Origin of the sequence: Corynebacterium atrinae, from assembly GCF_030408455.1 — a bacterium.
GTDB lineage: Bacteria > Actinomycetota > Actinomycetes > Mycobacteriales > Mycobacteriaceae > Corynebacterium > Corynebacterium atrinae.
This window is the reverse complement of the sequence record NZ_CP046977.1, coordinates 1,906,646-1,927,944: the sequence shown is the minus strand read 5'-3', so window position 1 is coordinate 1,927,944 and position 21,299 is coordinate 1,906,646. Positions and strand designations below refer to the sequence as shown.

Annotated in this window: 20 protein-coding genes; 14 read left to right on the top strand and 6 right to left on the bottom strand. The window is 63.5% G+C overall.

Annotation, left to right across the window (positions count from 1 at the left end):
- Window positions 1-8 precede the first annotated feature (8 nt).
- Window positions 9-1,898 carry an ABC transporter ATP-binding protein gene (locus CATRI_RS09420; protein ID WP_290216947.1) on the bottom strand — a complete coding sequence of 630 codons (1,890 nt, stop codon included), beginning with the start codon at window positions 1,896-1,898 and terminating at the stop codon, window positions 9-11.
- Window positions 1,899-2,042: 144 nt separating this feature from the next.
- Here CATRI_RS09420 and CATRI_RS09415 point away from each other — a divergent pair, with 144 nt between their 5' ends.
- The 4 genes from CATRI_RS09415 to idi all read left to right on the top strand — a co-directional run bounded on the left by CATRI_RS09415 (window position 2,043) and on the right by idi (window position 5,499).
- Window positions 2,043-2,558, top strand: coding sequence for a hypothetical protein (locus CATRI_RS09415; RefSeq protein WP_290216945.1), 516 nt, complete (start codon window positions 2,043-2,045; stop codon window positions 2,556-2,558).
- Window positions 2,559-2,675: 117 nt separating this feature from the next.
- Complete coding sequence (locus CATRI_RS09410) at window positions 2,676-3,287, top strand: DUF3558 domain-containing protein (RefSeq protein ID WP_290216943.1); 612 nt, start codon at window positions 2,676-2,678, stop codon at window positions 3,285-3,287.
- Between the two features lie 55 nt (window positions 3,288-3,342).
- A complete protein-coding gene (locus tag CATRI_RS09405; protein ID WP_290216941.1) occupies window positions 3,343-4,932 on the top strand; it encodes a hypothetical protein in 1,590 nt (529 codons plus the stop codon).
- A gap of 15 nt (window positions 4,933-4,947) precedes the next feature.
- On the top strand, window positions 4,948-5,499 hold the full coding sequence (gene idi / locus CATRI_RS09400) for an isopentenyl-diphosphate Delta-isomerase (protein ID WP_290216939.1): 552 nt from the start codon (window positions 4,948-4,950) through the stop codon (window positions 5,497-5,499).
- Window positions 5,500-5,506: 7 nt separating this feature from the next.
- Here the strand turns inward: idi and CATRI_RS09395 are convergent, their stop codons facing one another.
- A complete protein-coding gene (locus CATRI_RS09395) occupies window positions 5,507-6,769 on the bottom strand; it encodes a carboxylesterase family protein (protein ID WP_290216937.1) in 1,263 nt (420 codons plus the stop codon).
- Window positions 6,770-6,811: 42 nt separating this feature from the next.
- Between CATRI_RS09395 and CATRI_RS09390 the strand changes: the two genes are divergently transcribed.
- The 3 genes from CATRI_RS09390 to CATRI_RS09380 are packed head-to-tail and all read left to right on the top strand — an operon-like array spanning window position 6,812 to window position 9,171.
- Entirely contained in the window at window positions 6,812-8,818 is a 2,007-nt protein-coding gene (locus CATRI_RS09390) for a M3 family metallopeptidase (RefSeq protein WP_290216936.1), read from the top strand.
- A 9-nt stretch (window positions 8,819-8,827) separates the two neighbouring features.
- Window positions 8,828-9,019 (top strand): hypothetical protein, encoded by a 192-nt coding sequence (locus CATRI_RS09385; RefSeq protein WP_290216934.1) that lies wholly within the window; start codon window positions 8,828-8,830, stop codon window positions 9,017-9,019.
- Between the two features lie 11 nt (window positions 9,020-9,030).
- Window positions 9,031-9,171, top strand: a complete 141-nt coding sequence (locus CATRI_RS09380) for a hypothetical protein (protein ID WP_290216932.1) — start codon at window positions 9,031-9,033, stop codon at window positions 9,169-9,171.
- Here the strand turns inward: CATRI_RS09380 and malQ are convergent.
- Window positions 9,168-11,312 carry a 4-alpha-glucanotransferase gene (gene malQ, locus CATRI_RS09375; RefSeq protein WP_290216929.1) on the bottom strand — a complete coding sequence of 715 codons (2,145 nt, stop codon included), beginning with the start codon at window positions 11,310-11,312 and terminating at the stop codon, window positions 9,168-9,170. The genes CATRI_RS09380 and malQ overlap by 4 nt on opposite strands.
- Before the next feature lie 319 nt (window positions 11,313-11,631).
- On the opposite strand from malQ, the gene CATRI_RS09370 reads away from it, so the two are divergent.
- Window positions 11,632-13,398, top strand: a complete 1,767-nt coding sequence (locus CATRI_RS09370) for an AMP-dependent synthetase/ligase (RefSeq protein WP_435384203.1) — start codon at window positions 11,632-11,634, stop codon at window positions 13,396-13,398.
- Window positions 13,399-13,405: 7 nt separating this feature from the next.
- Complete coding sequence (locus CATRI_RS09365; RefSeq protein WP_290216925.1) at window positions 13,406-14,719, top strand: hypothetical protein; 1,314 nt, start codon at window positions 13,406-13,408, stop codon at window positions 14,717-14,719.
- On the opposite strand, the gene CATRI_RS09360 is transcribed toward CATRI_RS09365, so the two are convergent.
- From CATRI_RS09360 to CATRI_RS09350, 3 genes are read right to left on the bottom strand one after another with little or no spacing between them, the layout of a single operon-like run.
- Window positions 14,705-15,355, bottom strand: a complete 651-nt coding sequence (locus CATRI_RS09360; RefSeq protein ID WP_290216923.1) for a hypothetical protein — start codon at window positions 15,353-15,355, stop codon at window positions 14,705-14,707. The two genes, CATRI_RS09365 and CATRI_RS09360, sit on opposite strands and share 15 nt — an antisense overlap.
- A gap of 2 nt (window positions 15,356-15,357) precedes the next feature.
- On the bottom strand, window positions 15,358-15,822 hold the full coding sequence (locus CATRI_RS09355) for a hypothetical protein (RefSeq protein WP_290216922.1): 465 nt from the start codon (window positions 15,820-15,822) through the stop codon (window positions 15,358-15,360).
- Window positions 15,819-16,325 carry a hypothetical protein gene (locus CATRI_RS09350; protein ID WP_290216920.1) on the bottom strand — a complete coding sequence of 169 codons (507 nt, stop codon included), beginning with the start codon at window positions 16,323-16,325 and terminating at the stop codon, window positions 15,819-15,821. The genes CATRI_RS09355 and CATRI_RS09350 overlap by 4 nt, the downstream gene beginning before the upstream one ends.
- Window positions 16,326-16,441: 116 nt before the next feature.
- On the opposite strand from CATRI_RS09350, the gene CATRI_RS09345 reads away from it, so the two are divergent.
- From CATRI_RS09345 to CATRI_RS09325, 5 genes are all read left to right on the top strand, one after another.
- Window positions 16,442-17,119 (top strand): hypothetical protein, encoded by a 678-nt coding sequence (locus CATRI_RS09345; RefSeq protein WP_290216918.1) that lies wholly within the window; start codon window positions 16,442-16,444, stop codon window positions 17,117-17,119.
- Window positions 17,119-18,234, top strand: a complete 1,116-nt coding sequence (hemW, locus tag CATRI_RS09340) for a radical SAM family heme chaperone HemW (RefSeq protein ID WP_290216916.1) — start codon at window positions 17,119-17,121, stop codon at window positions 18,232-18,234. Before CATRI_RS09345 ends, hemW begins: the two co-directional genes overlap by 1 nt.
- Before the next feature lie 168 nt (window positions 18,235-18,402).
- Window positions 18,403-19,413 carry a heat-inducible transcriptional repressor HrcA gene (hrcA, locus tag CATRI_RS09335; protein ID WP_290216913.1) on the top strand — a complete coding sequence of 337 codons (1,011 nt, stop codon included), beginning with the start codon at window positions 18,403-18,405 and terminating at the stop codon, window positions 19,411-19,413.
- A 50-nt stretch (window positions 19,414-19,463) separates the two neighbouring features.
- Complete coding sequence (gene dnaJ / locus CATRI_RS09330) at window positions 19,464-20,588, top strand: molecular chaperone DnaJ (protein WP_290216912.1); 1,125 nt, start codon at window positions 19,464-19,466, stop codon at window positions 20,586-20,588.
- Window positions 20,585-21,295, top strand: a complete 711-nt coding sequence (locus CATRI_RS09325; RefSeq protein WP_290216910.1) for a 16S rRNA (uracil(1498)-N(3))-methyltransferase — start codon at window positions 20,585-20,587, stop codon at window positions 21,293-21,295. Before dnaJ ends, CATRI_RS09325 begins: the two co-directional genes overlap by 4 nt.
- Window positions 21,296-21,299 lie beyond the last annotated feature (4 nt).

Below are 21,299 nucleotides of genomic sequence, written 5' to 3'. Positions count from 1 at the left end.
GCGCCAGGTTACTCAGCGGCGTCGTGCACCTCATCGTCTACGTCCACCCCGTCGGCGACGAAGCCGTACTTCTTCAACCGGGCACGGTCGGCGGCAGAGGAGGAGGCAGTGAGTTGGAGAAGCTCCGCGTAGATGCCGCCGGAGGCGGCGAGCTGATCGGGGGACCCGATCTCGTCCACGACGCCATCGCGCAAGGTGACGATGGTGTCGACCGACGCGATCGTCGATAAGCGGTGAGCGATGATCAGCGTCGTGCGGTCCTTCATCAACTCATCCAGACCGGCCTGGACTGCGCGCTCGGACTTCGTGTCGAGCGCGGACGTGGCCTCGTCGAGGACGAGGACCGGAGCATCCTTGAGCATCGCTCGGGCGACAGCCACGCGCTGCTTCTGGCCGCCGGACAAGCGCAAGCCTCGCTCGCCGATGATGGTGTCGTAGCCAGCTGGGAAACGGGAAATGAAATCGTGGGCGTTGGCGCGCTTGGCCACCTCAATGATCTCTTCTTCGGTGGCATCGGGACGACCATAAGCAATGTTCTCTCGGACCGTGCCTGAGAACAACGCGGCCTCCTGGAAAACCACACCGACGCTCGCGCGTAGTTGCGCAGCGGTGAGGTCAGCCGTATCACGCCCGCACACTTTCAGCGCGCCACTCGACAGGGGATACAAGCCCAGCATCAGGTTGACCAGCGTGGACTTACCGCCGCCTGACTCGCCCACCAGGGCAATTTTCTCACCCTCGCGGGCAGAGAAGCTGACGTGGCTGATGACGTCCTGGCCTTCCTCGTAGGCAAAGGTGACGTCATTGAAATCCACCACCGGCTCATTGGCGACGGGCTGGAGAGGAGCGATCGGTGTGAGATCAAGCTCAGGAACACCGGAGGCCTCGGTAGCGGCGATGAGCTCAGCATTGGCCGTCGGCTCAAACTCCTCCTGCATCACCCGGAAGTAATCTTTTGACCCGGCGATCGCCTTCTGTGCCGTATCGACAATCCAACTCATCATGAACACGGGCTGCTTCGCCATGTTGACCAGCTGAATGAGCATCACCATGTCGCCGAGCGTGAAATTGCCGTGCAAGGTCTGGAAGAACAGGACCAGGTAGATGCCAAAGAAAATGAAGTTGAGCGCTGCCCCGCGCAGCGTATCCATCTGGTGCCACCAGCGCGACTGCGGGCGCGTGATATCGACGGTCCGGCCATAGCGCTGCCCGAAGTGGTCCAGCTCGCGGACCTCAGAAGCGAATGACTTCACCACCTTGACCTGGCCAATGACCTCCGCAAAACGGCCATTAGCGGCATCAATCTGCTCGTTCTTCTGCCCCTCCAGCTTCTGCCAGCGCTTCGACGACAACGCGGTCAGCCACATGTACAGCGGAAACAGCAAGGCCAAGAGGATAGTCAACGGCCAGTAGTACCACGCAGTGATAGCCAACACGGCCACCACCTGAATGACCATGGGGAGGAAATTATTGGCAAACGACTGCAGAAACTGAGTTAGCGAAGCAATCGAACGATCTAGCCGCGCGATGACCGTGCCCGTGACCTGACTATCAAAATAGCGCTGCGGAAGCGCCAACAATTTCGCGTAATAGCGCGTGGATAGAATCTGCCGCATCCGCATCGCCATGACGTCACCGACGTACCCGCCGACGTTGGACATCAGCTGACTACCAAGGTCAGCCAGCAGCAAAGCGACTGTCAACCACAGGAGCGTCCGCGTCACCTGCTCGACAGTCGTCTCACCCTGCAGTGTGCCGACGATCGTGTCCGTCGCCTCGCGGAAAATAAACGGTGACACGAGCCCCAGGGCAGCGGCAGCAGTCGAGATCAGCACGACGCCCAGGTAGTACGGCCACAATGCCGACGCACTCCGCGCTATTCGGGCCAAAGAATTCACTTGAGAACAACTCCACTTCGCTGTCAGATCATCCGAGGTTCAGACCGGCGATTATGCCACGATTCGCGGGGTACAGCCTAAGTCTGGCCGAATCCCTGGCTACACTGTTCAAAGACCACTTTGTAGAAAGGCTGCCACGTGAAAATGACCCGCCCTGTCGTCGGCACACTCGTCGTCTCCGCGCTGCTCCTCAGTGCCTGCGGATCCGGCAACGACGCCACCGCCCCGACTCCCACGGAGTCCATCGCGGTCACCACGGCCGAGACTCCCACGTTTGAGGCGAAGGAAGTCCAGCCCGTCACTGCCAGCCCTAGCGAAAAGACCCTCGATCCCGGCCTCAACGTGGAATTCACCTACCAAGGTAGTTCCTACGCCAACTCTGGCGGCACCATGATCACCATTCTCGCGCACAACCTCAACGAAGCACCCGTGCCCACCGACGCCATTGGCACCCCCACCCTGACCTACAACTCTGGTAGCAGCCGCGTCCAAGCCGAACCGCAGTCCGCCTCCGCCAGCGACGGAATCATCGGACTGGACGAACCCCTCGGAGCTGGCGCTTCCACCAACCTGCGCTACGTCTACAACGTCTCCTCCGGCAACCTCTGGGACGCTGAACTAAAGATCGGCAACGTTATTTTCAAGGGCAGCTTGAACTAGTTTTTTCTCTCCGGGAACCGAGCCGTGGATCCCGGAGTCTAAGAGTGGCGAGCACACTCGTGCTCCGGCTCCCCACCGAAGGGAGTCGTCCCGGACCCACAAGGGGACAGCCCACTCATGCCTGCCCGCCGCATACTCATCCTTGCTGCTGCACTTCTGCTCAGCGCCTGCACCCCGCTTATCGACGAAGCTTCGTCCCCGACGTCCGCCGTCCCTTCCGGGCCGGCCCCAACGTCAGCGCCACCGCAGCCGTTGGAACTAGAGATCGGGGAATTCGATCCGGAGGGGGACTTCAAGGTCATTGACCCGTGCACGGAGATTCCGGAGGAGGTGTACGCGGCAGCGGGGTTGGAACAGATGATGGATGGGCCGTACTACGACCGGCAGCTTTCGGCAAAGTGTTCTTTCAATGCTGAACACGTGAACTCTAATGGTCTCTTCATCATGACGGGGGATCGGGTACCGAAGTCTCGGGTCATCGAACTGGAGTATTTGCTCGAACCTCCAGTGCAATCTGACTTGGACGGGGTCTATTTCCACCACATGGGGATTGACAACAGCACCGCCTGTAGTGCCGTAATCCACACCACCCGGGGGAGGTTGGTCGTGAACTACGGGGAGTCACTCACGGACACCACTCAGCTGGCCAACTGCGGCACTGCGCTCGAACACTTGGAAAGAATCATTCATTACTTGGGGGAAAACAATGGAAATGCTCATCGTTCCTGAATCACTACATTCAGGCGTAAAAAAGATTTCGGCAATTTCGAGCCGCGCAGGGCTCTTGGCAGATCGAGCTTCACAAGCGACACTCAATGGCAGCTTCTCCGGGGTATCTGGACTTGATCAACTCGGTGGTGGCCACGGGGGAGTCATCAACGGCGGAGCGGGTTCCGCCGCTAAGATCCTCCGGAGCTACGCCGACCAGGTCAATTGGCTCAGCAGTGCGATGGCCGCCAGCATCGAAGCGTTGACCGGCCAGAACGCCTTTGTTGGTCGCGGCATAGATCTTGCTGATGAAGGCGGATCCGTGGGAACCGAGGGGATGCCGTTCCCGGAGCGTCCGAGGCCGCAGTTCGAGAACTTCGATTTCCAGGCGCCGCTGGTTACCCCAGCCCTGTCGCTGGAGCAGTTGTCGGCGGAGTTTTCGGCAACGAAGATCAACGAGGCCGTTGATGCGGCCGCAAAGTGGCGCGAACTGTCAGCAGAGGCAGCCAGCATCGCGGAAGACCTCCATGCGGTGGCCCAGGAAGTCGCCAGCAGCAACAGTGGCGACGTGATCGACGCGGCGATCGACAAGATCGAAGGCGTTGCGAAGGCGGGGGAAACCTTTGCTCAGAATGCCTCCATCATGCAGACCTCAGTTGAGCGGCTGGCGGCGATTAAGTCGCAGGGGGCGCACCGCGTGAATGTGGCGAAGATGAAGATCTATCCCATCCCGGACCCAGTCCAGCGCCTGGCGGCTGAGCAGGCCTTCCTTCAAACCTTCCCGGCGACGTTTAGCCCGTTCGTGACCACGGGCATACCGCCGATCCGCAACCTCATGGTCATGGATGGCTCCGGGGATGGCGGCGGAGAGATCGCGCTGGGGATGGAAGATATCGAGGGGAAGGGGTCCAAGCATGACGCCACGGGGATGCGTCCGGACGGTATGACGCAGATGCTGAACGCCGCGACCCAGGCCATGGGTGGGGGCTCCTTCGGAACGGTTGAGCAAGGGGTGGATGATCTGGCCGGTGTCGGCGCTGATGGGGTCACCACCGCTGCTGCCAACGCGGGCACGTCAGCCTTGGCAGCACCACCAATGCCGATGAGCGGTGGACTCGGCTTGGGCGCCGGGGCGCCCGGGATGCAGGCCTTTGGCGGCGGAATCCCCGCGGGTGCACTCCCCATGGGTGGGCAGCGGCCGTCATTGGGCAACCTGGGGACGACGGCGGCGTCGGCAAGCCTGCCCCCGCTGCGTCCTGGAATGGGGGAGAGCGGAATGGGTACTCCCCTAGGAGCGCTTGGAATGGGCCGGGCAGGTGCAGCTGGTAGTCGCAGTGGATCGGGGGCGATCATCGGTGGCGCCGGTGGCGCGGGGGTGCTGCCGGGCGTCGACGGTGCAGCAAGCCGGCCAGCGGTGCCTGGTACTGCGGCGAGCCCGATGGTGGCGGGGACGGCAGCATCGACCCGCTCTCCCGGCGCGGGCGCGGGGCGTGGAATGATGCCGATGATGGGTGCCCCGATGGCTGGTGGGGCGCAACAATCAAAGGCCAGCGGGAAAGTACGAACCGTGACATCGGCAGTGGAGGAGGATGAGAACCTGGCTGCTTTGCTTGGAGAGCGTGCGCCGGTGGTCCCGGGCGTGATCGGGGCGTGGGTGCGCGGATAACCTACAGTTGGGTGCATGACTGACGCCGTGGAACTGGTTGTTCTTGCCGATCCTTCCGGAAAACCGGTCGGTACTGCGCCCAAAGCGACCGTGCACACCAGAAACACCCCGCTGCATTTCGCGTTTTCTTGCTTCCTGCTCAATCACGAGGGGAAGCTGTTGATGACGCGCCGGGCGCTGGGCAAGCGGACGTGGCCCGGCATCTGGACCAATAGCTTCTGCGGCCACCCCGGTCCCGGGGAAACGGCCGCCGAGGCAGTGGCGCGGCGCAGTGTAGAGGAACTCGGACTGAGGGAAGGCGCGGTCGAGGAGATCACTGAGGTGCTGCCTGACTTCAGCTATCGGGCCGTTGACTCCAGCGGAATTGTGGAGTGGGAGATCTGCCCCGTCTTCGTGGCTCGGCTGGTGGAGGGGGAGGAGCCGGCTCCCTCGCCTGACGAGGTTGATTCGATGGAATGGGTTGATCCCGCCGCGCTAATTCAGGCGGTGGAGATCACCCCCTTCGCCTTTAGCCCCTGGTTGGCGGAGGAGTTGGCTCACCAGCGCCTGCGTGAGGCGCTGCTGTGATGGTTTTCTAGCCGCTAAACGCCTCTCGCACCATCAGCAGGGGATCACTGATCACCTCGGCGTCACCGTTGTCGAGGTTGAAGCGAAGCGCCTGCCTGCTGTCATCGGGGGAGAAGGCTGGCCAGGGGAGATCCTCGCCGCGCGCAAACGCGAGGAGCAGATCGTGCAGGGGGCCGTGTTCCAGCCCGAAAGCGGCCGGAATCTCAGAACAGTGAATGGCGGGGCCGCGGGTGCGGACGAACTCGGTCATCCATACTTTTCCTGGTGCCTCTTCGGCGGCTTGGGAAACCCAGCGGCGGTTGGAGGCGTCGCCGATGAGGCGTCCGACGATCCGTTGGGGATCCATCATGCGCGCGTGCTCCAGCCAGGTATTAAAGGAACCGGACATGCCCATGCGGCGGCTCATCCGGCGGGCGATGCCCTCTCGCCATCGCAGGGAATCTGCCTTCTGCCCGGCGGGCATGTGATAGAACTCTTCGCGGGTCGAGGTGATCCACAGGGGGATATCGGCTTGCTCTTGGGGCTCTAACGGTGAGGGGCCGAGGGCCATGTCCATGCCGTGAATCGTGCGGAAGCGGTTATAGCCGCGATCCAGCGTTTTCGGGGATACGCGCGCTAGGGCGTCGCGGGTGACGGGTTTGCCTATGGCCATTCGCAGCGACGCTTTTCGCTCCCCGAAGGAGGCGCGCGGGAAGCACGGAGACATGGCCAAGATTCGGCGGAAGCCCCCGCGGTAGTGGTCGCGCCGGGCCAGCCACAGCGCCGTGGTGGCCCCGGCAGATTGACCCACGAGCGTGACATTGGTGGGGTCGCCGCCGAAGGACTCGATGTTGCGTTGGACCCATTCGAGGCCGAGTTGGCAGTCGTCTATGCCGCGGTAGCGGTTGGGCTCGTCGTCGTGAAAACGCGCGAAACCTGCGAGTTTCACTCGGTAGCCAATGTGCACGGTCACGACGTCGGCCAGGGCGTTCGGGGTGCCGTCTGCTCGCCGATCGCCGTGGGTGCCGTACTCGAAGCGTCCACCGTGGATGTAGACGACGACCGGGAGGTCGGCGAGGGGGCGTGCTCCTGTCGGCGTGAAGACGGTGAGGGCGATGGTCTCGGGGCGGTAGGTGGTGGCGTCGATAAGCTCTTGGGGCGCAAGGCGCGTGGCGTTGGCGAAGTCTCCGGGGATGTCGGAGTAGGGGATGGAGTGGAATCGGGTGACGTCGCCGTCGCTGAGCCCGACGACGGTGCCGGCGGGGCAGCTGACGCGCACGGTGGTGGACATGGTGCTAACGCTACCAACCGCGCGCCGCTACCATCGGGCCCCATGACTGTGAATCCCCTGTTGCAACCATCTTCCCTTCCCTACCAGCTACCGCCTTTCGCCGAGATCACGTTGGATCATGCCGCCGAGGCCTTCGAGATTGGACTCGCGGAACAACGCGAGGAAGTCGCCGAGATCCTGGCAGCGGATGGTTCCTGGGCAAGCACGGTCGAGGCGCTGGAGAAGTCCGGTCGTACTCTCGAGCGCACGGCCGCGTGGTTTTTTAACCTGCAGGGCACCGATTCCACGGACGAGATGGATGCCGTGGCCGCGGATATCGTTCCTAAGCTCTCGGCCCATTCCGATGCGATTTACCAGAATCCGGCCCTCTACCAGCTGCTTTACGACGTCACCGTCCCCGACGATGCCGAATCTCAGCGTCTGCACGAATTGCTGTTGCGTCGCTTTACGCGCCGCGGTGCGGCTCTCGACGAGGCGGGTAAGCAGCGATTGGCTGACATCAACCAGCGCCTGAGCGTGCTCTCGGAGGAGTTTGGGCGCTCCCTCCTGGCCGATACGAAGCGCCTCGCCGTGCGGTTTTCCGACGCCGAGCAGTTGGCGGGTCTGAGCGAATCTCGAATCGATTCCGCCCACGCCGATGCGGGCGGTGAGGGATACCTGCTGCCCCTCGATCTGCCGTCGGTGCAGGCTGACCAGGCATTGCTCACCGATCCCGCCTCGCGCGCTGCACTCTACGAGGCGTCGCAGCAGCGGGGGGAAACCGCCAACGCCGCCAACCTCCTTGAGCAGGTCCAATTGCGGGCCGAGCGGGCGCAGCTGTTGGGGTATGACACTCACGCTGATTACGTCATCGCCGAGGAGACCGCCCGCACCGCCCAGGCCGCCCGCGACCTGCTCTTCGATCTAGCCCCGGCCGCCGCAGCTAACGCTGATGCTGAACGCAAGCTCGCCTCTGAACTGGCCGGTGAGCCCGTCACGGGCGCCGATTGGCCCTTCTGGCAGGCCAAGGTCCGCGAGCGAGACTTCTCCCTCGATGACGAAGAAGTCTCGCGCTACTTCCCGCTGCGCCGGGTCCTGGAGAAGGGCGTGTTTTTCGCCGCTGAGCGACTCTACGGAATCACGGTGCATAAGCGCGACGACTTGCAGGGTTACGCCGACGGCGTTGACGTGTGGGAGGTCAAGGACGGCGACGAAGGTATCGGCCTGTTGCTCACCGACTACCGCTCTCGGCCGTCCAAGCGCGGCGGCGCCTGGATGAGCTCCTTCGTCGACCAGTCAGACCTGCTGGGCACCAAGCCCGTCGTGGTCAACGTCATGAGCATTACCCACCCGACCGACGGCTCCGAGCCGTTGCTCACCATCGACCAGGTGACCACCCTCTTCCACGAGTTTGGGCACGCGCTCCATGGCCTCCTCTCGAAGGTCCGCTACCCCACGCTGTCCGGCACCAACGTCCCCCGCGACTGGGTCGAGTTCCCCTCGCAGATCAACGAGAACTGGGGCTTCGACCCCGAGGTCCTGCGCCACTACGCTCACCATGTCGACACGGGCGAGATCATCCCCGACGAGCTGGTCGACGCTATCATCGCCGCCCGCCAGTTCGGTCAAGGCTTTGCGACGTCCGAGTACCTCGCCGCCGCCATCATCGACCTGGCATGGCATTCGCTGACGCCGCCAGAGGCGGCGAAGGTGGGGGAGACGGGGACGTCGATAAGCGACTTCGAGCAGGCCGCACTGGAAGAAGCTGGCCTCATCGTCGACGAGCTGGCACCCCGTTATCGATCGACCTACTTCAACCACATCTTCGGCGGCGGCTACTCCGCCGGCTACTACTCCTACCTGTGGGCGGAGGCGCTCGACGCCGACGGCTTCGACTGGTTCAGTGCCCAGCCCGACGTCCGCGCCGCAGGGCAGGCATTCCGCGAGCGCATCCTCTCCCGCGGAGCCACCCTCGACTACACCGATGCCTTCCGCAGCCTCCGCGGCCGCGACAAAGACGTCGCCCCCCTCCTGCGCCGCCGCGGGCTGGCCGGATCCGACGTGCGCTAGATTGGTCCCATGCTTGATCAAGCCCTCGACCGCATCGCCGAAGTGGTGGTCACTGCGCCCCTGTGGCTCCAGATCCCACTGGTCATGGTCATTGTCGTCCCGCTGGCGGTCGCTGGAGCAATCCTCCTGCTACGGGTGATAGATCAAGGTGCGGTGTGGACTAGACGGGCGCGACAGTCGCTTCATCGACGCGGCGAGTAGACTGACCAACCATGGCCAACCCCGAAGAACTCCGTAAGCAGGATCAGAAGCTGCCCAAAGCCAAGCGCAAGTACCCGCAGTCGCGGGTCACGCAGTCGTTGTGGATCCTGCTGGCGATTGTTCTGGTGGCTTGGTTGATCAGCCTCATTTAGTCTTCGCGGCGGGCAGATTTCGCGATGACCTTAAACATTGCATTGTCCGCCAGATCCTCAATGAGCACGGGGGTGCCATTGAAATCGCACAGGGGGATGCACCAATTCGGGTATTGGTCGCGGGTTGTACCCGGCTGGTTTTGAGCCCGGACATCGCCAACCATGTCCACCAAGGACACGCAGGTAAGTGCGGATGGGGTGCCCGCCATGAAGCGGTGCAGACCAGCGATGAGTTCGGCGACGTCGCCACGCTTGTTGCGTTCGAGACCTGCGAACTCCACCTCAGCCAGCTCAGTTCCCTCGAAGGAACCCGTCTCGCGGACTCGATCGAGGACTTCCGCTTGCCACTCGAGGTCGTCTTTATCCTCCTCGGCGGCATCTCGGGTGAAGAGCCCGAGCTCCTCTCGCAGCGTGATGTGCTCGCCGGCCAGGTAGCCGGCAGTGGGCGGGAGGTCGTGGGTAGTGACGGAACTCAGGGCTAGCTGGCGGTATTCGTTTTGGAGGCGGGGGCCTTTGACGGTGGGGGAGCCTTCAAACCACAGCACGGAAGTTCCCATGACACCCTTGGCGGCCAGCACATCCTGAACCCACGGCTCGAAGGTGCCCAGGTCTTCTCCGATGACGACCGCTCCGGCGCGCTCTGCCTCCAAAGCGAGGATGCCGACGAGGGCTTCGTGGTCGAAACGGACATAGGTTCCCGTGGTGGGGGACTGCATGCGCGGGATCCAGTAGAGGCGGAAAAGGCCGAGGATGTGATCAACGCGGATGCCGCCGGAGTGGCGCAGGACGGTCTGTAGGAGATCTCTCCACGGTTGGTAGCCGGCTTCGGCGAGCTTACGGGGGTGCCAGGGTGGTTGGGACCAGTCCTGGCCGTGTTGGTTGTAGCCGTCCGGCGGAGCTCCTACGGAGGCGTCCGGGGCGAGGTAGTCAGCGAGGTTGTGGGCATCGGCTCCGCCGGGGTGTACACCGACGGCGAGGTCAGCCATGATGCCGATCTTCATGCCGGCGGCTTTTGCCCGAGCCTGGGCAGCAGCCAGCTGTTCGTCACACAGGAACTGCAGCCACATGTAGAAGCTGACTAGGTCGTCTTCGGCTGGGGCAATGGAATGCGCGGCAGCTTCGTGGATGAGGTCGAATTCGCGCTGCGCACACCAAGAGGCGAAGTCGATCAGGCCGCCGCCCTCGCGGTCAACGTAGGCGAGGAACTTCTCGGTGCGTTCCTGAGTGCGGGGGAGGTGGTGGACTTCCCGCAGGACATCGAGCTTGGCCTGGAACACGGGGTTGCGGTCGATGACCTCGCCCGAGCGGTTGTCGGCGCGGAGTTCGGCTGCGAGCTCGGTGATGTCTGCGCGGGTCTCCTCGTCTAGTTGTTCCAGCTCGGGGACGTCTTCGATACGGAGATAGATGGGGTTGATGAAGCGACGAGTGGTCGGCAAGTAGGGGGAGTCCTCCACTGGGGGGAAGGGCTCTCCCGCGTGCATCGGGTTGATCAGGAGGTAGTCGGCTCCAGCTTCGGTGGCCAGGATTTCGGCGAGTTCACCCAAGTCGTGGAAGTCGCCGATGCCCCAGGATTCTCGGGAGCGCACCGAGTACATCTGGGCCATGACGCCTGTCGTGGGCTCCTCGACGTAGAGGTCCGTGGTGGACAGGCGCGGTGGGGTGATGACGAGGGCGCACTCTTTGAAGAGGTCATTTGACTTGAGCTGCAGGCGATGCCAACCCAGCGGAAGGTCGGCGGGCAGCCGGAAGGTCGCTTCTCCCCAGGTGGCACCGTCGTTATCGGTGGTAGGCGGGTTCCAGTTTTCTTCCTGGGAGACCTCGCGGGTCGAACCGTCTTCGAGAATGATGAGGACCTCAGCCGGGGCGCCATCATGGACGTGAACGGGGAAGGCCAGTGCGTTTCCTTCCGTGGTCACGATGCTCGGCGGCAACGGCCGGGTGGCTTCAGCGAGCCGGAAGTCATCCAGGGCCCGAAGTAATTCCGCGTCGTCGGGTTGTTGCGATAGATCGACGTCGAGGGCGCGGAGCGTCTTGAGCAAGGTGTCGTCCGAGACCGTGATCTCTTCACCGTTGCTGGCGGTGTAGTGCGTGGCGACGCCGTGGGCGTCGGCAAGTTCTCTCAACACTTCCTGGTTAGTCACACCTGCATATCCTGCCACCTTGCGCGCTGTTTTGCTGAAATTTGGGACCCGGATGGTCCCCGGTGGACAGCGTGGAGGTGACTATGGGTGCTGTTTTACACCCCAGAGGTGTCCCGGACTGGAGCGAGAAAGGGTAGCGTAATGAGGAAAATGTCACGTTTTGTCGTGGCATGCCAGGACACAAGAATCCACCTAATTAGTCGTGAACCGCCCTGTGAACGAATCGCGAATGACAATGATCGAGAGGACCATTTAAGTGCAGGAGTACAGCACCCCGGCCGAATTTGAGATTGCCCCCGGCGAAACCTGCCTCACCGCCATGTTGGATATGGCAAAGGCCCGTCCCCACGGCGTGATGTTCACCCGCCCCGCCAACTACGAGTGGGTGAACGTCACCAGCCGCGAGTTCGTCGATGAGGTCTACGAGGTCGCGAAGGGACTCATCGCCGCGGGTGTCGAACACGGTGATCGGGTGGCCTTGGTGTCCGCGACGCGCTACGAATGGTCGTTGCTCGATTTCGCTATTTGGGCCGCTGGCGCGGTGTCGGTTCCGGTGTATCCGTCCTCGTCGCTGTCGCAGATGCAGTGGATCATCGAGGATTCCGGTGCCGTCCTGGCTATCACAGAGACGCGGGATCACTCGGAGCTTATCGGGCACTTGGTGCTCCAGGAAGATGGCACCCCGAGCTTGCAGGGTTCGCCTTCGCAGCTGCGCAGGGTCCTGGAGATCAATTCCTCGGCGATTGCCACCCTCAAGTTCGAAGGCCGCGGTATCGAGGACGCGGAAGTGAACTCCCGGATCGCCGACACCTCCACTGATGATCTGGCTTCCCTCGTCTACACCTCGGGAACGACGGGCCGACCGAAGGGTTGTCGCCTGTCGCACCGCAATTGGCTTTCGGAGGTTCGTGCGCTGCTGACCCATCCCATCGGTGGCATCGCCGTCCCCGGCACCCGCGTTCTCACCTTCCTGCCCTTGGCGCATGTGCTGGCCCGGGCCGTCTCGTTGTCGGTTGCCATCGGCGGGGCGACCCAGAACCACTGGTCAGATTTTTCTACGCTGTCGGTCGAATTCGCCCGTTCCCGCCCCAACCTCATCCTCGGTGTCCCGCGCGTGTTTGAAAAGGTCCGCAACTCCGCGGCCGCGAATGCCGCCGATGGCGGTGCCCTCAAGTCCAGCATCTTCGCGGGCGCTGAGAAGACGGCGATCGAATACTCCCGGGCACTGGACACTCCCGAAGGTCCCTCGCGGGTGCTTGTCGCCCGGCACAAGGTCTTTGACCGGTTGGTGTACTCCAAGATCCGGGCGGCTATCGGCGACTCGGTGAAGTACTGCATCACGGGTGGGTCCGCCATGAGCCACGACCTGCTTCACTTCTTCCGCGGCCTGGGTGTCACCATCTATGAGGGCTATGGGCTCACTGAGACCGCCGCGGCCGCTGCCGTCGACTTCGATGATCAGAAGATCGGCACCGTTGGTCGCCCCGTTGGTGGCACGACGATCCGCATCAACGAGGACGGCGAGATCCTCATCAATGGCGACATCGTCTTTGACGGCTATTGGAACAACGACGAAGCCACTGCGGAATCCATGGAGGATGGTTGGTACAACACCGGCGATCTGGGTGAGTTGCTGGAGTCGGGCCACCTCGTCGTCACCGGGCGGAAGAAAGATCTCATCGTCACCGCTGGTGGCAAGAATGTGTCGCCCGGCCCGATGGAGGATTCCCTCCGTTCGCACCCGTTGGTTTCACAGGCAATGGTTGTCGGCGATGGCAAGCCGTTCATCGGTTTGCTGGTCACCCTCGACGAGGACGCCTTGACGCGTTGGAAGCTCAATCACAACATTCCGGAGAACAAGTCGGTGTCTGATCTGGCGATGAACCCGAATCTGCGCGCCGAGATCCAGGATGCCGTCAACAGCGTGAACAACACTGTCTCGCATGCTGAGGGCATCAAGAAGTTCTACATCCTCGATCGCGATCTCACCGAGGAGGAGAACGAGCTCACTCCGACGCTGAAGGTCAAGCGCAACATTGTGGCTCAGCGCTACGCCGACGCGATCAATCACCTGTACAAGAGGTAAGACAAAGGTGGGCAGCTATGTAGGTTCAGCACTGCGACGAGCCGTCGCCGTGCCTATCGACGCCCTCCTCATCCTCGCCCGCCACTGGCCGGCACTGCTCACGGTGATGGCGTTGGGTTTGGGTTTACGTCAGCTAGTGATTTGGCTGGCTGTCATTGTGTCGGACTATTCGCCGCTCGCCGCCGCGCTAATCGTGCCCCTGGCCCCCATCGTCGTGATGACTTCTCTCATCTCGGCTCTGTGGCTGGTCAAGCCTTCGCTGCCTTATGTCTCTAAGGCGCTGGCCAGCCCGGCGGGCGGGGTCCAGGGCCGCATGCTCACCATCGGCGGCCTCCTCATCCCCTTCCTCACCGTCTATGCCTCCAATGGCCTTCTCAAGGAGGACACCCGCGAGTACATCTACAACGCCACGCTGGCGGAAGCCTCGTCGCGTTTTCTCACGGCCGATTTTGGGCGGGTGAACTTCGAATTCGGCTGGCTTCTCATCTCGTTGGTGTTGGTGTCCCTCGTCGTGCGAAAGCTCATCGGTGTCTTCGCATTAGGAGAAAAGTCAGTCGGATGGGCCGGCCTCTCTGCCTACCTGGAAGTGCTGTGGATGGTCACCTTTTCCACGGTGCTCACCACCTGGGTGGCCAACGGACGCGAGTGGTTGGCTAGCCGAGCTGTCATCGCCCCCGTTGTCGATACCGCCACCAACCTCCGGGAATGGAGCCTCGAGCTTGCTGGGCCAGTCGGTGCGATCCTTAGCTGGATCGTTACGTTGCTCGCGCGCGCCGACGACGTCATCATCATCCCCGTCGCCTGGCTCACGCTCGGGGCGACGATCTACGGCACGTCCTTGGTCGTTCCCAGCGCCACCAAGAAGAAGAAAGGCGGGGCCCACGCCAAAGACGGCCCACGCCAATTCAGCGAGCTCGCGGTCATGCAAGCCCGTTCGACCATCGACACCGCCGCCAAACCCATCATCGGGCCCCTCAAAGTCACTTGGTCAGGCCTGACCAAGGTGGCGGCCGCGGGTCTGGCACCGATGGTGACTTTCTGCGTGCTATTCATCATGGCCAAGGCCGCGGAGGTGGGCGTGCTCTACGGTGGGCGGATGCTGCTTGGTCCCCGCCCGATGACGGAGGCCGCTGCCATCCATCCCTACATCGAAATTGTGGGCCGAATGGTCTACTTCATGGTCGCCATCGTGCTCATTGCGCCAGCTATCGACCGTTTGCTGGCAGCTACCGCACCGGAAGAGGGACCGACGCAGGCCCCGGTCCAGGGCCCGGTGGAGCTCGATGACCTAGCCCTTACCGAGGAATCAGCCGAAGGATAGCCCCGGCAACTCCACTTCACCGGCCGCTTTAAGGTCGGTGAATTCCGCGTACTCCGGCTCTACCCACCGCACCTGCATCCGCGAAGGCTCAGCGCCGTCGGGGACAATGAAGTACACCGTGGTGCTCCACGACTCCGGGCGGGGAGCCTCCTCTTCAAACAGGCCGAAGGCCTCGTCGATAACTCCGTAGCCCGGTCCGGGCGCATCAGATGGCGTGCAGGAGTAAAGCTGCGCCAAGGCGGGGGAGGGGCTGGAAAAAGTACTGGTTGCCTGCTGCGAGGACACATACTCAAATCCCTCCTCCGTGATCAGGCGCATTGAGCACGACTTGAGCGGAACGTCCGGGGCTGCTTCCCAGTCCAGGTCGATGGCGATGACGTCGATGGCGGTGCCTTCCACCATCGTCGGTTCATCGGCGTCGCGCAGGCGATGGACTCCGTTCACGGTGATCGCAGCGTCGATGGGGTAGCTTTCCCCCTCGACCTTCGCCACCTGGGAGAAGTTGAGCGTCTCTCCGGCCACAGCGCTCTGGGCCCGGTGATACTGCGTCGGCAGATACACATCGACCATGCGGAACGAGGACGCGGCCAACGCGAATCCCACCGCCGGGACAACCGCTACGTACCACCAGTTCATCTTCACTTTAGGTCCTCCAGTGGCAGGATGAGCACGGCTCCGGACATCTCCGTCATGGCGTTTCGGACCCGCAGGTGGGAGCCGGCGAGCTGGGCCGGGTCGACCTCGAAGGTGAAGGTGCACGGGGCGGGCAGCCCCGGCTGATGGACCCCGCAGCCGGTGCCCATGGACGCATTGCTGCGTCCGGCGGCGTCGATAAGCGTCGCGTCAAGCGATTCGACCTCCGGGATGTCGCTGACCTGCGCGTCAACGAATAGGTACGTGCCCTGGGTGCCCACCCCATCGACATTGTCGGCGGTGCGGGTGCCCGTGATGTTGACCGTGCCCAGCGTCGGGGCGTGCGCACCGGTGTACTCGTAGGGCTTGGTTAAGACCTCGCTGGGGAAGAGGCCATTGACCCAGGTGCCCAGCGAGATGGCGGTGAGCACGAAGATTGCCAGGGCGGTGCGCTGGGTGATGGCATTCACATCGATACCTCCATGACGGGAGTCGGGTCGAACCACTGCATCGACCCATCGAGGCGCGACTGGCGCCAGGTCATCGAGTTGATGGCGAGGGATTCGCCCGCCACCGGAATGACAATATCCACGGGAACTCCCGGGTTCAGCGTGCGCACCGGGTAGCCATCGGCGCGGGTCATCGAGGCATACGTGGAGTTCTCCGCCCCAGGGAACTCAATGATGTTTCCCAAGGTCAGCGCCTGGACAGGACGCTGCGCCGTGTTCAACGCGCGCACCCGCAGCACACCTTCCTCCGCGCCCAGGACGGTCACTTCGACCGGGCTGGCCGCGACTGGCTCTCCGATGATCGACGACAACTCCGCGCGCTCCACCTCCGGCTCAGCCGCCGCGAATCCGCCAAAGATCCCCAAAACCCCCACCGTCGCGGCAGCACCGAGGAGCAGAAAGTTCTCGCGGGTGAACAAATCACCTTTGAGCGCTTGAGCCACCTTCATCGCGGAGTTGGTCATGCGACCTAGGATACCCCGGCGAGTCTCACACACTCGCCCATATTCGTGGCCTAAAGTCAGCACCGGTCCAGGAAACTCTCAACCTGAACTTGAAACCGATGTTGAAGGGGTAGCCGATGCACAAGATCGCTGCTGAGCTGCGCCACCGCGAACTGACCCAGGAAATCTACAACATTGGCGATGAGGTAGCCGAGTACATCGAGCACCTCGCCGAAGCCATCCGTGACTGGGACGCCGAACTCGTCGAAGACTGCCTCGCCGAGTTCTCCGAAATACTTGACGACGCCCGCCGAGACTCCCGCACCATCGTCGGCGAACTCCTCGGCCTGCGCCAAGCGCTCATCTCCGGCGTCCGCGCCGGCACTCTCTCCGCCTCCGCTGCCACCGCAGTGCGCCTCCCGGAGCCTCAGCTTATCGACGCCCTCTCCCTCACCACCGCACACCCCGTCACCGGTACACCGGTGACCGTCGCAGTGCTGTCGGAGGCCCTGGACGGGCGGACCGCGGACGTCGCCAAGCGACTCGACGATGCAGTCGAATGGGTCCTCACCCAGACCGACCTCGTCGCCACCGACCTCAACGCCGTCAGCCTCCCGCACTTCTACGGGCGAGTAGGCACTCTCGTGCGCGGCGTCGTCGACGCCTGGCTGAGCTGCGTCGCCGAGGAACACCCCGCGTATACCCGCACCATGCGCGGCGCGAACCCTCCGGCCTTCCTCGTCGAACGTGCGCGTATCGACGCCGTCGTCGCCCGCGTCGCCGCCAAGCGCGCCTCGCGGAACGCCGCCTCCTAATGTTCGGCCTCTACATCCACGTACCCTTCTGCGCCACCCGCTGCGGTTACTGCGACTTCAACACCTACACGCCCGGCGAACTCGACATGTCGCCCGGCTCCTACCTCGACTCCCTCAGCCGTGAACTAGCGATGACCGTCGTCGATCGCCCCGTCGACACCATCTTCATTGGCGGCGGCACCCCCTCCCTTCTCGGCGCTGACGGCCTGGGGCGAGTCCTCGACACGGTGCGCGACAACTTCACGCTGGCGCCTGACGCCGAAATCACCACCGAATCCAACCCCGAATCCACCTCGCCCGCCTTCTTCGCCGGGCTTCTCGATGCCGGTTTCACCCGCATCTCCCTCGGCATGCAGTCCGCCTCCGCCTCCGTCCTCCGCGTCCTCGACCGCACCCACACCCCCGGCCGTGCCGTCGCCGCCGCCCAGGAAGCCCTCGCCGCAGGTTTCGCCCACGTCAACCTCGACATGATTTACGGCACCCCTACCGAAACCGACGACGACGTCGCCCGCACCCTCGACGCCATCCTCTCCACCGGCGTCGACCACGTCTCCGCCTACTCCCTCATCGTCGAAGACGGCACCGCCATGGCCCGCAAAGTCCGCCGCGGCGAACTCCCCGCCCCCTCCGACGACGTCTTTGCCGACCGCTACGAGATGATCGCCGCCCGCCTCGAAAGCGCCGGCCTCGCCTGGTACGAGGTCTCCAACTGGGCCCTCCCCGGCGGCGAGTGCCGACACAACGAGATCTACTGGCAAGACGGCGACTGGTGGGGTGCCGGCCCCGGAGCCCACTCCCACCTGGGCAACCGCCGCTTCTTCAACGTCAAACACCCCGCCCGCTACGCCGCGATGCTCGCCGAGGGCACTCTGCCCATCGCCGGCTCCGAAACGCTTTCCGACGCCGACCGGCACACCGAAGCCCTCATGCTCGGCCTTCGCCTCCGCGCAGGCGTCCCCCTCGCCTCGATTGCCCCCGCCGGCCAGGCCGTCGTCTCCGGCTTCGTCAAGCGCGGCCTGCTGCGGCTCGTCGGCGATCGGGTGGCGCTTACCGACGCCGGCCGCCTCCTCGCCGATGGCATCATCACCGACATCCTCGTCGCCGAGGAGCGCTAACGCGCCCCGTTGGGGCCCAAAACCCGCACTTCCTAACAACTCTGGGCTTCAACCCCCGCCCGAACCCCCGAAGTTGTTAGCGAACGCCGCTTTCAACGGACGATCTCAGGGACATCCGAGCCGGGGATCGGTAGGGTGGTTCTAGCAATCAAGGGAGGTGAGTGCCAGATGGCTGGTTCAACAGATAGGCGCCGGCAAGAGGTTCTGCAGGCGATCGTGGCTGATTACATCGCCTCCCAGGAGCCGGTGGGGTCAAAGTCCCTGCTTGAGCGGCATAAGTTGAATGTGTCGAGCGCGACGATTCGCAACGATATGGCGGTGCTCGAGGCGGAGGGGCTCATCGCGCAGCAGCATGCGAGCTCGGGGCGGATTCCTACGGAGAAGGGGTATCGGCAGTTTGTTGATCTCATTCACGGGGTGAAGCCGCTCTCGGTACCGGAACGCAGGGCGATTCTCAGCTTCTTGGAAGGTGGGGTCGACCTGGAGGATGTGCTGCGCAGGTCGGTGCAGTTGCTGGCCCAGCTGACGCGGCAGGCTGCGGTGGTGCAGCTGCCGAACCTGCAGGTGTCACGAGTGAAGCACTGCGAGGTGGTGGCGCTGAGCCCCGTCAGGTTGTTGCTGGTGTTGATCACGGACACGGGTCGGGTCGAGCAACGCAACGTGGAGCTCGATGAGGCGGTGGACGCGGATGCCGTGAGGCGTCTGCGGGACGCGCTCAACGGTGCTTTGGAGGCAAAGACGTTGACGGAGGCGTCGTCAAGCTTGGTGCAGTTGGCGGCGGATGCCCCGGAGGATATCCGGCATCCGTTGGTGAAGTCGGCGACGCGGTTGATTGAGACGCTGGTGGAGCAGCCGCGTGACCGGCTGATTCTGGCGGGGACGTCAAACCTGACGCGGCCGGGCCTGCCCAGTGTTATTGAGGCGCTGGAGGAGCAGGTCACGGTGCTGAAGTTGCTGGCGAGCGTGCCGGACCTGGGCAGTGTGCATGTCCTCATCGGGGAAGAGAATGAGGACGAGGACCTGCACGAGGCGTCGATTGTGGCGACGGGGTATGGCTCGGAAGGCCACACGCTGGGCGGATTGGGAGTGGTCGGGCCCACATTCATGGACTACTCGGGAACAATTTCGAAGGTCTCAGCCGTTGCACGGTATGTTAGCCGTGTCCTCGCAGGCGAATAGCGGGCGAATAGCCCTGACAAACATGAAGAGTAAAGGAAGTCTAATTAACCGTGGCTCGTGATTATTACGGAATTCTGGGTGTAGCGAAGTCGGCCTCCGATGCGGAGATCAAGAAGGCTTATCGCAAGTTGGCGCGTGAATACCACCCGGATATCAACCCGTCTGAGGAGGCGGCGGAGAAGTTCCGTGAGGCGTCGGTGGCGCACGAGGTGCTCACTGATCCGGAAAAGCGGCGGATTGTTGATATGGGTGGGGACCCGATGGAGCAGGCCGGGGGGATGCCCGGTGGGGGCGGCGGTTTCGGCGATATCTTCGAGGCCTTTTTCGGCGGCGGCATGGGCGGCGGGTCGCGGGGCCCGCGGAGCCGGGTGCAGCCGGGCAATGATGCGTTGCTGCGGGTGTCGATCACCTTGGAGGAGGCGTTCGCGGGTGTGAAGAAGGACATCACCGTGGACACGGCGGTGGTGTGTGATCACTGTGAGGGGACGGGGTCGGAGTCGAAGTCCAAGCCGGTGACCTGTGGCAATTGCCATGGTCAGGGCGAGGTACAAGAGGTGCAGCGTTCCTTCCTGGGCAACATCATGACGTCGCGGACGTGTCCGGTGTGTAGTGGTTTCGGAGAGATCATCGAGGACCCGTGCACGCGCTGTGGCGGCGATGGTCGGATGAAGAAGCGCCGTGATCTGGTGTGCAACATTCCGGCGGGTATCGCCAATGGGATGCGTATTCGCATGGCCGGTCAGGGCGAGGTCGGGCATGGCGGTGGCCCGGCGGGCGATCTCTATGTCGAGGTGGCCACGCGCCCGCACCCGGTCTTCGAGCGGGAGGGTGATTCGCTGCACGTGGCGGTCGTCGTTCCGGCTATCAACGCGGCCCTGGGCGCTGAGGTGAGCCTCGAGGATCTGCAAGGGGAGAAACTGACCATCAAGATCCCGCAGGGCACCCAGCCGCTGGAGCAGATTCACTTGGCCGGCCAAGGCATGCCGCGCCTGCGCCGAGAGGGCCGTGGTGATCTGATTGCCCAGGTCAACGTGGTGGTGCCGACGGATCTCGACGAGAAGACGCGGAAGCTTTTAGAGCAGGTCCGCGACCATCGCGGGGAATCCACGCACGTGCAGCGCGACGACGAGGACAGCTCGTTCTTCTCACGCCTGCGGGGCAAGTTCCGCCGATGAGCCTACCGGTCTTCGTCCACCCCGGCCCCTTCGCGGGCACGGTCACCCTCGACGGCCCGGAGGGCCGGCATGCGGTTGCGGTCAAGCGGATTGCACCCGGTGAGCGCATCATGCTTATCGACGGCCGCGGTACCCGCGCCGTCGTCACCGTCACCGCCACCACGGGCAAGTCGGAGTTGGTGGGGGTGGTGGACGAAGTGGGCGCGGACAAGCAACCGTCACCTTCGGTGACGATCGTGCAGGCCTTGCCCAAGGCGGAGCGCTCGGAGTTGGCGATCGATTTGGCGACGCAGGCGGGCGCCGATGCGTTCGTGCCGTGGCAGGCACAGCGCTGCGTGGCCAAGTGGGCAGAGAAGAAGCAGCAAAAATGGGAGGCGGCGGCGCTGGCGGCAGCAAAGCAGTCGAGGCGCACGCGGATCCCGGAAATCCACCCGGCGGTGAACACCAAGCAGCTGGCCGAGCTCGTGCGCGGGAAGACCGCCTATGTCCTCCACGAAGAGGCGGCGACACCGTTGCGCGATGTCGATCTCAGTGCCGAGGAGATCTTCCTCATCGTCGGACCCGAGGGCGGGATCGGCGAGGAAGAGTTGGCGCAGTTGAACGAGGCCGGTGTGCGCAGCGTGAAGCTGGGGCCGGAAGTATTGCGGACGGCGAGCGCGGCGATGGTGGCCCTATCTGCCATCGGAGTGCTGACTTCGCGCTGGTAGAGTC

Excerpts from the sequence above, each read along its gene's own strand:
- CATRI_RS09385 (WP_290216934.1), top strand. The coding sequence starts at position 8,828 with ATGCTTGATCAAGCCCTCGACCGCATCGCCGAAGTGGTGGTCACTGCG.
- CATRI_RS09395 (WP_290216937.1), bottom strand. The coding sequence starts at position 6,769 with ATGTCCACCACCGTGCGCGTCAGCTGCCCCGCCGGCACCGTCGTCGGG.
- CATRI_RS09345 (WP_290216918.1), top strand. The coding sequence starts at position 16,442 with ATGCACAAGATCGCTGCTGAGCTGCGCCACCGCGAACTGACCCAGGAA.
- CATRI_RS09390 (WP_290216936.1), top strand. The coding sequence starts at position 6,812 with ATGACTGTGAATCCCCTGTTGCAACCATCTTCCCTTCCCTACCAGCTA.
- idi (WP_290216939.1), top strand. The coding sequence starts at position 4,948 with ATGACTGACGCCGTGGAACTGGTTGTTCTTGCCGATCCTTCCGGAAAA.
- hemW (WP_290216916.1), top strand. The coding sequence starts at position 17,119 with ATGTTCGGCCTCTACATCCACGTACCCTTCTGCGCCACCCGCTGCGGT.
- CATRI_RS09360 (WP_290216923.1), bottom strand. The coding sequence starts at position 15,355 with ATGAACTGGTGGTACGTAGCGGTTGTCCCGGCGGTGGGATTCGCGTTG.
- CATRI_RS09350 (WP_290216920.1), bottom strand. The coding sequence starts at position 16,325 with ATGACCAACTCCGCGATGAAGGTGGCTCAAGCGCTCAAAGGTGATTTG.
- CATRI_RS09415 (WP_290216945.1), top strand. The coding sequence starts at position 2,043 with ATGACCCGCCCTGTCGTCGGCACACTCGTCGTCTCCGCGCTGCTCCTC.
- CATRI_RS09380 (WP_290216932.1), top strand. The coding sequence starts at position 9,031 with ATGGCCAACCCCGAAGAACTCCGTAAGCAGGATCAGAAGCTGCCCAAA.
- CATRI_RS09410 (WP_290216943.1), top strand. The coding sequence starts at position 2,676 with ATGCCTGCCCGCCGCATACTCATCCTTGCTGCTGCACTTCTGCTCAGC.
- hrcA (WP_290216913.1), top strand. The coding sequence starts at position 18,403 with ATGGCTGGTTCAACAGATAGGCGCCGGCAAGAGGTTCTGCAGGCGATC.
- CATRI_RS09325 (WP_290216910.1), top strand. The coding sequence starts at position 20,585 with ATGAGCCTACCGGTCTTCGTCCACCCCGGCCCCTTCGCGGGCACGGTC.
- CATRI_RS09370 (WP_435384203.1), top strand. The coding sequence starts at position 11,632 with ATGTTGGATATGGCAAAGGCCCGTCCCCACGGCGTGATGTTCACCCGC.